Origin of the sequence: Bacillus rugosus (genome assembly GCF_023238245.1) — a bacterium.
Classification (GTDB): domain Bacteria; phylum Bacillota; class Bacilli; order Bacillales; family Bacillaceae; genus Bacillus; species Bacillus rugosus.
The window spans coordinates 3,721,323-3,736,590 of record NZ_CP096590.1; the positions used below are offsets into that span (position 1 = coordinate 3,721,323).

Below are 15,268 nucleotides of genomic sequence, written 5' to 3' on the forward strand. Positions count from 1 at the left end.
AAAAGTAAGCAGTAGTGTATGTATTCTGTTTGATTTTCCTATTTCCTTTAATTATAATAGTCTACTTTACGACATTTTCTGAGCATTTTCTCTTTTGTTGTATACTGATATTGTACGTTATAAAGGAGGATTCACTTATGTTGAAAATATTTACGACGCAGTTAACAGGTATTTTTTCCCGCATTCAGGATAAGGAATCTGACGCGATTGAAGATGGGGCGCGGCTGCTTGCTCAAGCGGTGATCAGCGGGCATTCCATTTATTTATATGGAGCTAATGAGCTTCAGGGCGTCTTTTATGAGGCCACCGAAAGCAAAGAACCATTCCCTTCCGTCAAAGCCTTTCCAGAAAGCGCTGAGGAAGTGACAGAAAGCGACAGGGTGCTGATGTTTTGCTCAGGGACCGGCACAGCCGAAGAGCAGGCGCTCGCGAAAGAGCTTTATGAAAAAGGCGCGGGAGTCGTATGCGTATCGCCGGCAGCTAAAGACAGTGCGGGAATTGAACAATATTGCGATGTGCATATTGATTCTAAATTAAAAATGCCGCTCGTTCCCGATGAAGACGGCACCCGTTACGGATTTCCCTCTTTAATGACGGCACTGTATATCTACCATGCTTTATCGTTTACATTAAAAGAAATTCTGCAAGAGTATGCATAATATCTTATTGTACATGCTGTATCTTTCCGGAAACAAATAAAAAAGACTTGCCCGCTTTTGACAAACGGCAAGTCTTTTTTTATTACTTCTGATTTGCAGCTTCGACAGACGCTCCGATAAAGCCTTTGAATAGAGGCTGAGGTCTTGTCGGTCTTGACTTGAACTCTGGGTGGAACTGAGAAGCCACGAACCAAGGGTGGTCTTTCAGCTCGATGATTTCAACAAGGCGTCCGTCAGGGCTTGTGCCTGAGAATACGAAGCCTTGGTCTTCCATTTGCTGTCTGTATTCGTTGTTGAATTCATAGCGGTGGCGGTGACGCTCGTACACCACTTCATCCTGGTACACTTCAAAGGCTTTCGTGCCTTCTTCAAGCTTACAAGGGTAAAGTCCGAGACGAAGCGTTCCACCGAGATCCTCAACATCTTTCTGTTCAGGAAGAAGGTCGATGATCGGGTATTGAGTTGACGGATCAATTTCCGCAGAGTGTGCGCCTTTTAGGCCCAATACATTACGTGCGTATTCAATAGACGCAACCTGCATGCCCAAGCAAATGCCCAAGAACGGAATTTTGTTTTCGCGCGCGTATTTTGTTGCAACGATTTTGCCTTCAACACCGCGGTCTCCGAATCCGCCCGGCACGATGATGCCGTCAATTTCATTTGTGAGCTCTTCGATGTTGCTTTCTGTCACTTCTTCTGCGTTGATCCATTTTACTTTTACATCTGTGTCAAACGCATAACCCGCATGGCGGAGTGATTCAACGACAGAAATATATGCGTCAGGAAGCTCAACGTATTTACCGACCAGGCCGATCGTGATCGTTTGAGACAAGTTGCTGACTTTGTTAACAAGCTCTTTCCACTCTGACATTTCCGCCTCTTTGCATGCCAATTGCATGTGCTCGCAAACAAGCTTATCAAGCCCTTGTTTTTGAAGCTCAAGCGGAATGGAGTAAAGGTTGTCCGCATCTTCACACTCGATAACCGCTTTTGTATCGATGTCGCAGAATAGCGCGATTTTATCCTTCATATCTTGAGAAATCGGCATTTCTGTACGCACGACGATGATGTTTGGCTGAATACCCAAGCTGCGTAATTCTTTTACGCTGTGCTGTGTCGGTTTTGTTTTCAATTCGCCCGCAGCTTTGATGTAAGGAACAAGCGTACAGTGAATGTACATCACGTTCTCACGGCCGATGTCGCTCTTCATTTGGCGGATCGCTTCAAGGAATGGCAGTGATTCGATGTCTCCGACAGTACCGCCGATTTCTGTTATGACGACATCCGCGTTTGTTTCTTTCCCCGCGCGGTAAACACGGTCTTTCAGTTCGTTTGTGATGTGCGGGATAACCTGTACGGTTCCGCCAAGGTAGTCTCCGCGTCGTTCTTTTTTAAGAACTGTTGAATAGATTTTACCAGTTGTCACGTTGCTGAATTTATTCAGATTGATGTCGATAAAACGCTCATAGTGACCTAGGTCCAAGTCTGTTTCAGCGCCGTCATCCGTTACGAATACTTCACCGTGCTGGTATGGGCTCATTGTTCCCGGGTCGACGTTGATGTATGGATCAAATTTTTGGATCGTCACGTTCAGTCCGCGGTTTTTCAGCAAACGCCCCAATGAAGCTGCTACAATACCCTTTCCAAGTGAGGATACGACTCCCCCGGTTACAAAAATATATTTCGTCATTTCGTTTGCTCCTCTCTTCGCTCTTAGCTACATGTTTAAAATGTACTGTTTTATAGAAAATCATTTAGCCTTTTAAATGATTTATAAGAAAAATGAGGGGTGAAAATAAGAAAGCTCCCTTTCAATTTCTTGAAAGGGAGCATAACGCACTATGTTCTCTCTTCGTTTTTGAAGAGCCCAAAATACATACTACATAGTTCGACTATGAAAGTCAAGATTGTTTTGAAGATGATCTTTTACTATTTGAGATCCTCTTCTTCATCATCAAGATCTTCATCATCTTCATCAATAATATCCTCTTCAATCTCAAGCTCATCGTCGTCTTCATCAAGATCTTCATCGTCAAAATCGTCGGCGTCAAGATCAAGTTCTTCCTCGACTTCATCTAAATCGATGTCGTCTTCATCGATCTCTTCAAACTCGTCAAGATCAAGATCTTCTTCGACTACTTTCTTCGCTTTTTTCTTTTTCGCCTTGACGGTCGGCTGAGTTTCTTCGTCAAGCTGATCATACGGATACCAGCTGCGAAGCCCCCAAGTCTGGTCGGAAAGCGCCAGGAAGCGGCCGTCAATGTTTAAATCTGTATAAAATTGAGCGATGCGGTCTCCAAGCTCTTCTTTTGTCACGCCGAGCAAAGATGCAATTTCATTTAAAAGCTCCTGAAAAGGAACTGGTTTTTTATGTTCTTCAAATAATTCGTGAGCGATTTCAACTAAAGCCATTTCCTTTAGCTCTTCCTGTGAATATTGTTTGATACCCAAGGTCGGACACTCCCTTTCTATTACTTATATGTATCTGTTTTATCAATAATGAAAGCGATTTTGTATCGTTCTTATACAAACCATACCTCTCATTATAAACAAAATAAAACAGAATATGCTACCCTTAACAGCGTTAATTTAAATAATTTTACAAGAGTGATCCGACTGATAGAAGTTTTGCGTCAATCCGCGAGCATTCTGGAGATGACAAGTCTTTGAATTTCTTGAGTGCCTTCATAGATTTGCGTGATCTTTGCATCACGCATATAGCGTTCAACCGGATAATCTTTTGTATAGCCGTAGCCGCCGAAAATCTGCACGGCTTCGGTCGCCACCTTCATCGCCGTATCCCCCGCCAGCAGTTTGGACATGGCGGAAGCTTTTCCATATGGAAGGCCTGATGATTCAAGCCATGCCGCCTGATAGGTCAATAGCCTTGAAGCTTCTATCATTGTAGCCATATCCGCGAGTTTAAAAGCAATGCCTTGCTGCTCGGCGATCGATTTCCCGAATTGCTTTCTCTCTTTTGCGTATTGAAGCGCCGCATCAAGCGCCCCCTGTGCGATGCCCACGGCTTGGGCGGCAATGCCATTTCTGCCTCCGTCAAGCGTCTTCATCGCAATTTTGAAGCCTTCCCCTTCTTCTCCGAGACGATTTGCTGCTGGCACAACACAATCTTCGAACATGACTTCCGTTGTCGGAGACGAACGGATGCCCAGCTTTTTTTCTTTCTTGCCTGTAAAAAATCCTTCGAAATCCTTTTCTACAATAAAAGCGGAAATGCCTTTTTTCTTTTTCTCGGGATCGGTGACTGCAAAAACAATGTAAATATCCGCGATCCCGCCGTTTGTGATAAACACTTTTGAACCATTTAACACATAGTCATCGCCGATTCGCTCAGCAGTTGTTTTCATGCCGCCGGCGTCAGAGCCGGACCCCGTTTCGGTCAATGCAAAAGCGCCGATTTTCTCTCCGAGGGCCAGCTGTGTTAAGTGCTCTGTCTTCTGATCTTCCGTCCCAAAGGCAAACAGCGGCCAACTGCATAGAGAGATATGGGCAGAAAGCGTCACACCGGTGGAGGCGCACACTTTCGACAGCTCCTCCACCGCGATGACGTAGGCCAGATAGTCACTTCCGATTCCTCCGTAATCTTCAGGCCATGGAATTCCCGTCAGCCCTAGATTCGCCATTTCCCGAAACAGCTCGCGGTCGAAGCGTTCTTGTTCGTCGCGTTCTGCTGCTGTCGGGGCCACCTCATGCTTCGCAAAATCACGCACCAATTTCCTGATCATCTCGTGTTCCTCTGATAACGAAAAATTCATGGCTTCTCCCCCATTTTCATATCAGCGCCTAAGACGGATTGGGCCAGAAGCTCGGCGACGTCATACGTTTTGACTTGGTCTTCGGCTTCTTTCGCCTTTGTGCCGTCCCCGAGCATCGTGAGACAGTACGGACAGCCTGAGCTGATCACCGATGGGTTGACCGCAAGCGCTTGCTCTGTCCTGGCGACGTTAATCCTGTTGCCCGTTTCTTCTTCCATCCACATTAATCCCCCGCCGGCGCCGCAGCACATGCCGGTTTCACGGTTTCTTTCCATTTCAATCAGCTGTACGCCCGGAATGGCTTTCAAAATCTCCCTAGGCGGATCATAGACTTCATTATATCGGCCCAAGTAGCATGAATCATGGAAGGTAATCGCCTCTTGAAGCGGGTGCTGCGGTTTTAATTTCCCGTTCTTCACCAGCTCAGCCAGCACTTCTGTATGATGGTAAACCTCGCCTTCAAAACCGAAATCAGGATACTCGTTTTTAAATAGATTGTATGCATGCGGGTCGATTGTAACGATTTTTTTGACATGATTTTTTTCAAATTCAGAGATATTCTTCTCAGCCAGCTCTTGGAATAAAAATTCATTTCCGAGGCGGCGCGGCGTGTCTCCTGAATTTTTTTCTTTATTGCCGAGAATCGCGAATGATACGCCTGCGTGATTGAGCAGCTTGGCAAAGGAAATTGCGATTTTCTGGCTTCTGTTGTCGTAAGACCCCATGGAACCGACCCAGAAAAGGTACTCAAATTCTTTTCCTTCTTTTTTCATTTCTTTTACTGTTGGAATCTCAGCTTCCGGCGCCGCATCACGCCAATTTTCACGTTCCTTGCGGTTGAGGCCCCACGGATTTCCCTGCCGCTCGATACTGGTCATGGCTCGCTGTGCGTCGCTGTCCATTTTTCCTTCTGTCAGTACGAGGTAGCGGCGGAGGTCGATGATTTTATCCACGTGTTCGTTCATGACCGGACATTGATCCTCACAATTCCGGCAAGTCGTGCACGCCCAAATTTCTTCCTCTGTGATGACGTCGCCGATCAAGCTCGGATTGTAATCTAGCGCTGCCGCGGCTTCCTGCGATCCGCTGCCCGCTGACGCTGCCGCCAGCTGATTGCCTCTCGTATGCCGGAACGCTGCCGCGGGCACCCATGGCGAGCGCGAGGTGACGGCGGCGCCTTTTTCGGTGAGATGGTCTCTGAGACGCAAAATTAAGTCCATCGGTGACAGCATTTTTCCGGTGCCTGTCGCAGGGCACATATTGGTGCAGCGGCCGCACTCGACACATGCGTACAGATCAAGCAGCTGGGACTGCCGGAAATCTTCAATTTTTCCCGCTCCAAAGCTTTCTTTCGTTTCGTCGGTAAAATCAATTTTTTCAAGCTTTCCGGCTGACTCCATTCTATTGAAAAAGACATTTGCCGGGCCGGCGATTAAATGCGCATGCTTCGACTGAGGCACGTACACTAAAAAGCTCAGCAAGAATAGAAGATGCACCCACCATGCGACATAGAAAATTACCGCCGCACCTGTTTTCCCGACTCCGCTAAGCAAAAACGCGATACCTGATGCAATCGGCTCGCTCAATGAAAGCCCGTGATCATGCCAGATCAGGTTCATCCCGTTCCCAACTAGAACGGTCAGCATCAATCCCCCGATAAAAATGAGAACGAGTCCTGCTTTGAAACCGCGTTTCAGTCTGACGAGCTTCTCAATATAACGTCTGTAGAACGCCCAGCCTACAGCGATTAAAATGAGAAATGTAACGATTTCCTGAAAAAAGGTGAAAGCGGGATAGACAGGGCCAAGCGGCAGATTCCGATCGGGAGCCAGTCCTTTGATGATAAAGTCAATGGCTCCGAACTGAACCAATATAAATCCGTAGAAAAACATGACGTGAATGATTCCGCTTTTCTTGTCCTTGAGCAATTTTTTCTGTCCGAATACATTTACCCATATGGCCTGAAGCCGTTCCTTGATCCGTTTATCAAAATGTTCCTTCTGCCCAAGCCTAATGTAGGCCAGTCTCGTTTTCACCAAGTACACAAACAAATAGACAGCGTAAGCGGTTACAATCAGAAATAACAATGCATTTGCGATGAGAAAGCCGCTCATTCCAATTCCCCCTTTTTACTGATAAAGACCGCGATCCTCTACCCTCGAATCTGTATAAGATTATCTTAATGATAAATAATGAATGAGTGTTCAGTCAATAATTAAATTCCTGCTGTTCGGGCACACTACCTTTACTACGGAAAGGAGTGCCGGGATGAAGATATTTTTCGTAATCCTCATCATTGTGATCATACTATTGGCTTTCATTCTGCTTGATATCTTCATGGGACGCGCCGTTTATAAAAAAAACGCGTACGAGCCTGTTTTTTCAAAAAAGAAGAGTGAGATCGAATTGATCCACTGCGGCGCTGATCTTGTGGAACGGATGATGGAAGACATCCGCCAGGCCGTTTCCTCTGTTCACGTGATGTTTTTTATTATGAAAAATGATGAGGTCAGCCACAATATGTTTACGCTGCTGAAAGCAAAAGCTACATCCGGTGTTTCTGTTTATTTGCTGCTGGATTGGTCCGGCAGCCAAAAAATTAAAAAACCGGCGCTGGAGACGATGAAAAATGCCGGGGTTCATGTTCATTTTCTTAACAAGCCCCGTTTTCCTTTTTTCTTTTTTCATATGCAAAAACGAAATCACCGGAAAATCGCTGTGATAGACGGAAAAATCGGTTATATCGGCGGGTTTAACATCGGTGAGGAATACCTTGGAAAGAAGGCGAAGTTCGGCAATTGGGAGGATTATCATCTGCGTATGAAAGGTGAAGGTGTCCGCGATCTTCAGACACTTTTTACAGCCGATCTGAAACGAAATACCGGATCAGCTGAACTGGGCCCGGATGTTTGGCCGGAACTTCCACAAGGGAATATCTCTCATAAGATTTATGCGACTGACGGTTATTCTCTTGAAAAAACGTATGTGGCAAATATCGCGCGGGCAAAAGAGCGCATTACCATTTGCACGCCTTATTATATTCCGACAAAACCGCTTCAGCAGGCATTGGTCAAAGCAAGAAAAAACGGTGTAGCTGTTACGGTCATCGTACCGATGAAATCAGATCATCCGCTGGTCAGAGAGGCTGCTTTTACGTATTATTCGGAGCTCTTGGATGCCGGATGTCTTATCTATCGTTTTTATCAGGGGTTTTATCATGTAAAAGCCCTGATCATTGACGATCATTTCAGCATCATCGGGACCGCCAATTTTGATCAACGAAGCTTTTTTTTAAATGAAGAAGTGAATGTTGAAATCGATGATAAGGCTTTTACAAAAGAAGTCTATGCCACGATTGAAGAGGATATTAATAGGTCAGCGCTGCTGACAAAGGAGAATTTCAAAAAGCGTACGTTCAGGCAGCGCCCGGCGGAATGGCTTGGCAGAGCATTATCTTATTTTTTATAAAGGGGAGTTCCTATGATTTTCAGATTCGGGTTCGTTTCAAATGCGATGAGCCTTTGGGATGCGTCTCCCGCTAAAACATTGACATTCGCGCGTTATTCCAAGCTTTCAAAGGATGAAAGAAAAGAAGCACTGCTGACTGTGACAAGAGCCAATTTACGCAATACGATGAGAACCCTTCACTATATCATCGGCCACGGCATTCCTTTGTACCGTTTTTCCAGTTCGATTGTGCCGCTGGCCACGCATCCCGATGTAATGTGGGATTTTGTAACGCCGTTTCAAAAGGAGTTTCGGGAGATCGGAGAGCTTGTCAAGGCACATCATCTGCGAACCAGCTTTCATCCAAACCAATTCACTCTGTTCACGAGCCCGAAGGAAAATGTCACAAAAAATGCGGTAACAGATATGGCGTATCACTACCGCATGCTTGAGGCCATGGGCATTGCTGATCGCTCTGTTATTAACATTCATATAGGAGGCGCCTACGGAGATAAAGATACAGCCACTGCACAATTTCATCAAAATATGAAGCAGCTGCCGCAGGAGATCAAACAGCGGATGACGCTGGAAAACGATGATAAAACATATACGACAGAAGAAACGCTTCAAGTCTGTGAACAAGAGGATGTTCCGTTTGTCTTTGACTTTCATCATTTTTACGCCAATCCAGATGATCACGCCGACCTGAATGAAGCATTGCCCCGGATGATCAAAACGTGGGAGCGAATCGGCCTGCAGCCGAAGGTTCACCTGTCTTCCCCAAAATCGGAGCAAGCTGTTCGCAGCCATGCCGATTATGTTGACGCAAACTTTTTGCTGCCGCTTTTGGAACGCTTCAGGCAATGGGGAACAAATATTGATTTCATGATTGAAGCAAAACAGAAAGACAAGGCGCTCCTCCGCCTGATGGATGAATTAAGCTCCATCCGCGGTGTCAAGCGCATCGGCGGCGGCACGCTGCAATGGAAATCATAAATGCGCAATATTAGGTTTACAGGTCGTCCACTCTGGGAACATACGATATATAAGACAACAACCGATGGAGGAGAAAGATTATGAAAAACATCAAGTCTCTGAAAGTAGCCGCAAAGGCATTTACTTTAAGAAATTTGATTTATCTTTATAAAATGTGCCATTCCGGAAGCCACGAGGTTTATATTTATTCAAAGAAAACGATGTGCAAAATCAAAAGCTTAATTGAGCTTGAGACGTTCCGTATGGCTCATGATGAAAAGGAGTATCTCATTGTTGTGGAAGGAACAAAAGCGCCACAGCTGGTTGAAAAGTTCCAAAGTATCATTGAGCCGCCTGAAAGAGAAGCGCTCTAACTTACATATAAAAAGGATAGACATGTATTTGTCTATCCTTTTTCTTATGATCTTACATAATGAAGCTGAACCGCCTGTCCAAATTGTTTCATTCCTTTTAACCGCAGCTTTGTTTCATTCGTCAGTTCGTGAAACAGCGGAATGCCGCTCCCTAAAACGACTGGAATCATGGTAATGATGAATTCATCGATGGCGTCTTCTTTCATAAAGGCATTCACCAGCTCTGCCCCGCCTGCTATCCAGATGTTTAAGCCTTTATCCTGTTTCAAACGGTCAGTGAAGGCCTTGGCTCCCTCATTGATAAACGTCACGTGTCCATCCTGATAGCTGCCGGGCGTTCTCGTGAAAACGTAGCATGTTTTGTCCTGATACGGAAAAACCGGTGTAAGGATTTTGACGTGTTCATATGTGCTCCGGCCTAAGATGACGGTATCAACAGTCTGATAAAACGCACTGTAACCGTTATCGCCTTCACCTTCAAATTCATCCAGCCAATCGATGCTCCCATCTTCTCTTGCGATCATCCCATCCAATGAAACAGCAATGTAGAGCACATTTTTTCTATCCATATTCCCCTCCTAGTGCTGCACCATTTGACCGAATTGCGCTTGATGCAGCCTGCTGTACAGGCCTCCAGCTTCGATCAAGTCTTGATGACGGCCTTGTTCTTCAATACCGTTGTTTGTGACGACCACAATTCTGTCCGCGTCTTTGATTGTCGCCAGCCTGTGGGCGATGACAAGCGTCGTGCGCCCCTCGGACAATTCTTGAAGCGCCTTTTGAATCGCCGCTTCTGTTTCTGTATCAAGGGCAGAGGTTGCTTCGTCGAGAATCAGGATCGACGGATTTTTCAAGAACATCCGTGCAATTGACAGGCGCTGTTTTTGCCCGCCGGAGAGCTTCACGCCCCGTTCGCCGATGATGGTATCCAATCCTTCAGGCATGTTATGGACGAGCTCTTCCAGATGCGCCTGCTTCACAGCCTGCCAAATGTCTTCTTCTGATGCGTCTAATCGGCCGTAGGCGATATTTTCTCTAAGCGTGCCCGAGAATAAGAAAACGTCCTGCTGCACGACGCCAATCTGCCCCCGCAGCGAAGACAGCGTCATGTCTTTAATGCTGATGCCGTCGATCGTAATGTCACCCTCAGATGCTTCATAAAAGCGCGGAAGCAGACTGCAAAGCGTTGATTTCCCCGCACCTGACGGACCGACGAACGCAACCGTTTCCCCCGCTTGAATGGACAGGTTAATGTCATTAAGGACGTTGTGATGGTCATCATAGCCAAATGAAACATGTTCATAGCGGATATTGCCCTTCAGGCCGGCAACGTCTCTCGCATCAGGAGAATCCTGAATATCCGGCTCTGTCTCCATCAGTTCCATATAGCTTTTGAAACCGGCGATTCCCCTCGGATACATTTCGATAATAGCGTTAATTTTGTCAATGGGCCTGAACAGCACATTCGTCAAGAGCACAAACGCAACGAATTCCCCGTACGATAAGGAGCCGCGAATGACAAACCACGTTCCGCACAAAAGCACAAAGAGCGTGACAAACCGAGTCAGCATATAGCTGATTGAGCCGTTTTTCGCCATGATTTTGTATGAGGAAAGCTTTGTGACACGGAAACGCTGATTGTTGACAGCGAAGCGTTCTTTTTCAAACGCTTCATTGCCGAACGCCTGCACGAGCCGGATACCGCCAATATTATTTTCTACCCGCGCGCTGAAGTCGCCGATATCCTTGTTCAGCGTGGTAAACGCTTTGGTCATTTTTTTGTTGAAATAAAGCGCTAGCCATATGACAATCGGCATGATGATAAACGTTAATAATGCCAGCTGCCAGTTAATAAACAGCATGACCCCGAACGCTCCAAGAATGGTCATAATGGCAATGAATAAGTCTTCCGGGCCGTGATGGGCAACTTCGCCGATGTACATTAAATCGTTCGTCAGCTTCGACATCAGCGTTCCCGTCTTGTTGTTGTCGTAAAATCTGAACGAGAGCTTTTGCAAATGGTCAAAAAGCGATTTTCTCATATCGGTCTCGATATTGATCCCGAGCATGTGTCCCCAGTATGTAACGATATACTGGAGTGCCGAGCTGAGCGCGTACACTGCAAATAAGCCGATTGAGGTCGCGATGATCAGCCCCCAGTCCCTGCCCGGAAGCAAGGTGTCAATAAAATAATTGACGATCAAAGGAAAACTCAGCTCCATTAGGCCTCCCGCGATCGCCGAAAAAAAATCGAGAAAAAACAACGTTTTATATGGTTTATAATATGAAAAAAATTGCCGCAGCACTCTATCTTCCCCCAATGCATAAATAACTGATAATATTTCTCAATTATACTATACACCGGCGGTTTTTAAAGATCAGATTTCTTATTTCTTACAGAACACCTGAAAACAGACGGGCTAAGGATTCTTTTGTCCGGTCGGTCATTCCCCTTTTATAAAAGCCAACAGGGCTGAGTTGTTCACTGTCCAGCATATCCTCTTCGAAATGGGCTTCAAGGGTGCGGATCGCTTCGGCATCCGTAAAGAACACGTTCACTTCAAAGTTGAGCTGGAAGCTGCGCATGTCCATATTCGCGGTGCCGACGGAGGCGAGATCGCCATCAACGATCATGACTTTTTGATGCATGAAGCCTTTTTGATAGGAATACACTTCAATTCCCTCAAGTAGCAGCTCTGGGAAATAGGATCTTGACGCGTATTGCGTCAAAAAGCTGTCGTTCTTCTCCGGCACCATGACCCTTACCTGTACGCCTTTTGTCGCCGCTGCTTTGAGCGCCGTGCGAATGGATTCATTCGGGACGAAATAGGGCGTGGCGATCCATATTGATTTCTGCGCTGAAGAAATCATTTCATAATAAAGGTCGCTCATGCTTTCCTTCATGTCAGGGCCTGTCGCGACAACTTGGTAAATCCCCTCCCCTTCCACGGGAACCGGGGTATTGTACACCTCTTGATCAATTAACACTTCATTGGAGACGTATTCCCAATCAAGCATAAAGATGGCGTGAAGCGTTTGCACAATTTCTCCTTCCAGCCGCAGGTGAGTGTCTCTCCAAAACCCGATGTACGGATCTCTGCTGATATATTCCTTCCCGACATTTAATCCGCCCACAAAACCGGTTTTTCCGTCGATGATCACGATTTTCCGGTGATTTCTGAAATTCAGCTTCTGGTTGAAGAACCCGTATTTCAGCGGAGAAAACGGAACGATGTCCACTCCCGCTTGTTTCATTTTCATGATATCTCTTCTTGCCAGTTTGATGCTTCCTGCAGCGTCATATAAAAACCTCACCTCGACACCTTGGCGCGCTTTTTCCATCATAATGTCCATCATGCCGCGGCCAAGCATGTCTGACTTAAACATGTAGTATTCAATATGTATATAAGATTCTGCTTTCCTCATCGCTTTGAAAATGTCCGGAAAGGTTTCTTCGCCGTTTTTCAGCACTTTGATATTGCTTTTCGTATTGATATTCATATGGGCAGCCCTGATGGAATACGTAAAGAACCTCTCCTGATTGTCCTTCAGCCCTGTCACTTCCGGCGTTTCTTCCATGTCAAACAGCTTCCTGAGCTTTTCCCTGTTGTGCATTCGTTTTGTCTTGAACAGCTTTCCTTTAACATAAAGCTGTCCGGAAAACAGATAAAACATGTAGCCGGCGATCGGAAAAAAGACAAGAATATGGATCCATAGCAGCGTGTGCTGCGAGGTGCGGTTTTCAAGGATTAACGAATAGATGCTGAACAAAATAATGCTTACATAGCAAAGCAATCCTCCGTAAAACTCAAGCCTGGAAACCGGAAAAAACCATATGACATATGCCCCGATAAGCATGATATATAAAAAGAAAAATTCCAGTCTCCTTTTCAGCATCCTGATTCTCTCCATTCTGATTCAATTACCTCCGTATTACCTCTTTTTTCTAATCGATAAACCTTCTATGCAAAAAGCCTCTCCGCAAGATGCGGAAAGGCTTATGATGAAGCTTCCTGAGATTGTCCGGGTGTGATGTTCTGGAGCAAGGCCGGCTTGAGGGAGTAGCTGCTTTCGATTTTATTTTTGAAGAAGCTGACGATCAGGCCCGTGACGGCAATCGACACTAAGGAGAAGAGACCTTTCAGCAATCCGACGGAGTAAATGCCGACCAGCACTACGCCAAAATCCAAGAGGAAATTAATCGTACCCGGATTCCATCCGTAGCGCTTTTGCAGAAATAAAGCGAGAATATTGGCGCCGCCGAGCGATGCCTGATGATAAAACATGAGCGACAAGCCGAATCCAATCAGCGCCCCGCCGCAAATCGCCCCGGCAAGCGGTGAAAAAGAGACAGACGGCAGCCAATGATCCGCGCTTGTAAACAGAGTCAGCGCTGTGACTGCAAATACAGTGGATAGGGTGAATTTGATGCCCATTCTGATGAGTGAAAATACGTAAAATGGGATATTAATCATAAAGAAGATAATGGCAAACGAGGAATGAAACAAGTATGTCAGGCTTAGTGACAGTCCCGCTGTCCCGCCGGTTAATACGTGAGAGTGTCTAAGCGTCAGGACTCCGGCGCCTGTCATAAGGCAAGCAGTTAAAATGAATAAAATCCGCTTCATTCTTCACTCTCCTTTTTAGAATGTTATTTCTAAATGCAAACATAACAGGATTCCTGGCCGCTCAGCCATTACCTTGGCAGAAAATATCTTGCTTTTTTATTTTTTCTTCAAACTGTTTTGTAAGACTTGTTTCCATCATCATAAAAAATCCCCCTCTTTCAAGGGGGATTTTTACGAGCGTTTCCGATACACGACATAGCTACGTGTCAGATATTTGAGCGGCAGACTGAACACGTGAACCAATCTTGTAAACGGCCACAGGATAAAAACGACGTATCCTATCATGATATGGATCTTAAACCATAACGGGACGCTCTCCATTAAGGAGGCATCAGGCCTGAATAAAAAGATCTCCCTGAACCACGGCCCGACTGTTGTCCGGTAATCAAACCCTTTCGAATCAATGTTGAGAAACGTGGCGGCAACGCCTGACAGCACCATGAACAGCAGCAGGATGAGAATAAGGATATCCGATGGCGAGCTGGTTTTCCGGATTCTTTTGTCAAACAGCCTTCTGTACGTCAGGATGACAAGTCCGGTACATGCCACAACCCCCGCCGGCAGGCCTGCGCCGATCGCTATTTTATGATAAGCATGCTCTGAAATGCCAATGGAGGTGTACACGGCTTCCGGGATCAGTATTCCCATGAGATGCCCGCCGATAACGCACAGCATGCCCCAATGAAAAAGTGTACTGCCTGCCGCAAGTTTTTTCTTTTCTAGCAGCTCGCTGGATTTCGCCGTCCAGCCAAATTGGTCATGCTGGTAGCGGTAAATATGGCCGCCGATAAAGATCGTCATTACAATGTATGGCATCACGCCCCACAGGATCTGCCCGTTCATGCTTGAACAGTCCCTTCAACGCTTTCACGTACGCCAATGTTCTCCAGCGCGGCCAGCAGCACGTGCAGCAGCTCCGCATATACGCTGTCATTTTTTTCGAGGCGGAATGCCAGCTCCCTCACATTGGACAGATATTTCTCAAACACGTTTCTCGCTGCTTCAATCTCCGCAACCGCGGCAAATTCCAGCATAAGCGGCAGATAATCAGGCAGCTCTTTCTCTGTCGGCAGGAAACCGGATTGCTGGTATGTGTCTTTTAAATGAAGCAATTCAATCCCGCGTTCCCTTTGCTCGCCTGAGTTAAAGTAGGTGACGTACATATTCGTTTTTTTCCCGAAGTCGAACGTATAGACATAGTGTTCAATCAGCGCTTCATGAGAAAAGCTGGCTGATGCTTCGAAAAAGTGCAGCAGCTTCTCCCGGATTTGCCGATTGCCGTTTTCATGGATAAGAGTCTCCCAATCGGGAAGCTCGGCTCTCCACCCTTCATCCGGATAGGATAGAAGAAAGGAAAGAGCGGAGAACGTAATCTGCCGGTCTGTGGTGTTCATCTTGTTACACCTCGTTTC

Annotated in this window: 14 protein-coding genes; 4 read left to right on the forward strand and 10 right to left on the reverse strand. The window is 46.1% G+C overall.

Annotated features, from left to right (window positions below):
- Positions 1-137: 137 nt before the first annotated feature.
- Positions 138-659 carry a DUF2529 domain-containing protein gene (locus M0696_RS18885; protein WP_222142209.1) on the forward strand — a complete coding sequence of 174 codons (522 nt, stop codon included), beginning with the start codon at positions 138-140 and terminating at the stop codon, positions 657-659.
- 82 nt (positions 660-741) lie between these two features.
- On the opposite strand, the gene pyrG is transcribed toward M0696_RS18885, so the two are convergent.
- From pyrG to M0696_RS18905, 4 genes are all read right to left on the reverse strand, one after another.
- Positions 742-2,349, reverse strand: a complete 1,608-nt coding sequence (pyrG, locus tag M0696_RS18890; protein ID WP_166847209.1) for a glutamine hydrolyzing CTP synthase — start codon at positions 2,347-2,349, stop codon at positions 742-744.
- A gap of 239 nt (positions 2,350-2,588) precedes the next feature.
- Entirely contained in the window at positions 2,589-3,110 is a 522-nt protein-coding gene (gene rpoE, locus M0696_RS18895) for a DNA-directed RNA polymerase subunit delta (RefSeq protein WP_222142210.1), read from the reverse strand.
- A 182-nt stretch (positions 3,111-3,292) separates the two neighbouring features.
- Positions 3,293-4,432: an acyl-CoA dehydrogenase AcdA gene (acdA, locus tag M0696_RS18900; RefSeq protein WP_248602276.1), complete on the reverse strand. Its 1,140-nt coding sequence runs from the start codon at positions 4,430-4,432 to the stop codon at positions 3,293-3,295.
- Positions 4,429-6,546 (reverse strand): heterodisulfide reductase-related iron-sulfur binding cluster, encoded by a 2,118-nt coding sequence (locus tag M0696_RS18905; protein ID WP_248602277.1) that lies wholly within the window; start codon positions 6,544-6,546, stop codon positions 4,429-4,431. The genes acdA and M0696_RS18905 overlap by 4 nt, the downstream gene beginning before the upstream one ends.
- A gap of 154 nt (positions 6,547-6,700) precedes the next feature.
- Between M0696_RS18905 and cls (M0696_RS18910) the strand changes: the two genes are divergently transcribed.
- From cls (M0696_RS18910) to M0696_RS18920, 3 genes are all read left to right on the forward strand, one after another.
- The gene (gene cls, locus M0696_RS18910; RefSeq protein ID WP_166847199.1) at positions 6,701-7,900 is read left to right on the forward strand and encodes a cardiolipin synthase; all 1,200 of its coding nucleotides are present in this window, start codon (positions 6,701-6,703) and stop codon (positions 7,898-7,900) included.
- Between the two features lie 12 nt (positions 7,901-7,912).
- Positions 7,913-8,875, forward strand: coding sequence for a UV DNA damage repair endonuclease UvsE (gene uvsE, locus M0696_RS18915; RefSeq protein WP_222142213.1), 963 nt, complete (start codon positions 7,913-7,915; stop codon positions 8,873-8,875).
- Between the two features lie 80 nt (positions 8,876-8,955).
- Positions 8,956-9,228 (forward strand): hypothetical protein, encoded by a 273-nt coding sequence (locus tag M0696_RS18920; protein ID WP_166847194.1) that lies wholly within the window; start codon positions 8,956-8,958, stop codon positions 9,226-9,228.
- 44 nt (positions 9,229-9,272) lie between these two features.
- On the opposite strand, the gene M0696_RS18925 is transcribed toward M0696_RS18920, so the two are convergent.
- The 6 genes from M0696_RS18925 to narJ form a co-directional block, all read right to left on the reverse strand.
- Positions 9,273-9,797, reverse strand: a complete 525-nt coding sequence (locus tag M0696_RS18925; protein WP_166847192.1) for a dihydrofolate reductase family protein — start codon at positions 9,795-9,797, stop codon at positions 9,273-9,275.
- A gap of 9 nt (positions 9,798-9,806) precedes the next feature.
- On the reverse strand, positions 9,807-11,534 hold the full coding sequence (locus M0696_RS18930) for an ABC transporter ATP-binding protein (RefSeq protein ID WP_248602278.1): 1,728 nt from the start codon (positions 11,532-11,534) through the stop codon (positions 9,807-9,809).
- An 88-nt stretch (positions 11,535-11,622) separates the two neighbouring features.
- A complete protein-coding gene (gene cls / locus M0696_RS18935) occupies positions 11,623-13,125 on the reverse strand; it encodes a cardiolipin synthase (RefSeq protein ID WP_248602279.1) in 1,503 nt (500 codons plus the stop codon).
- Between the two features lie 101 nt (positions 13,126-13,226).
- Complete coding sequence (locus tag M0696_RS18940; RefSeq protein ID WP_248602280.1) at positions 13,227-13,856, reverse strand: YitT family protein; 630 nt, start codon at positions 13,854-13,856, stop codon at positions 13,227-13,229.
- Between the two features lie 171 nt (positions 13,857-14,027).
- Positions 14,028-14,699 (reverse strand): respiratory nitrate reductase subunit gamma, encoded by a 672-nt coding sequence (gene narI, locus M0696_RS18945; protein ID WP_248602281.1) that lies wholly within the window; start codon positions 14,697-14,699, stop codon positions 14,028-14,030.
- Positions 14,696-15,250: a nitrate reductase molybdenum cofactor assembly chaperone gene (narJ, locus tag M0696_RS18950; protein ID WP_222142219.1), complete on the reverse strand. Its 555-nt coding sequence runs from the start codon at positions 15,248-15,250 to the stop codon at positions 14,696-14,698. Before narJ ends, narI begins: the two co-directional genes overlap by 4 nt.
- Positions 15,251-15,268 lie beyond the last annotated feature (18 nt).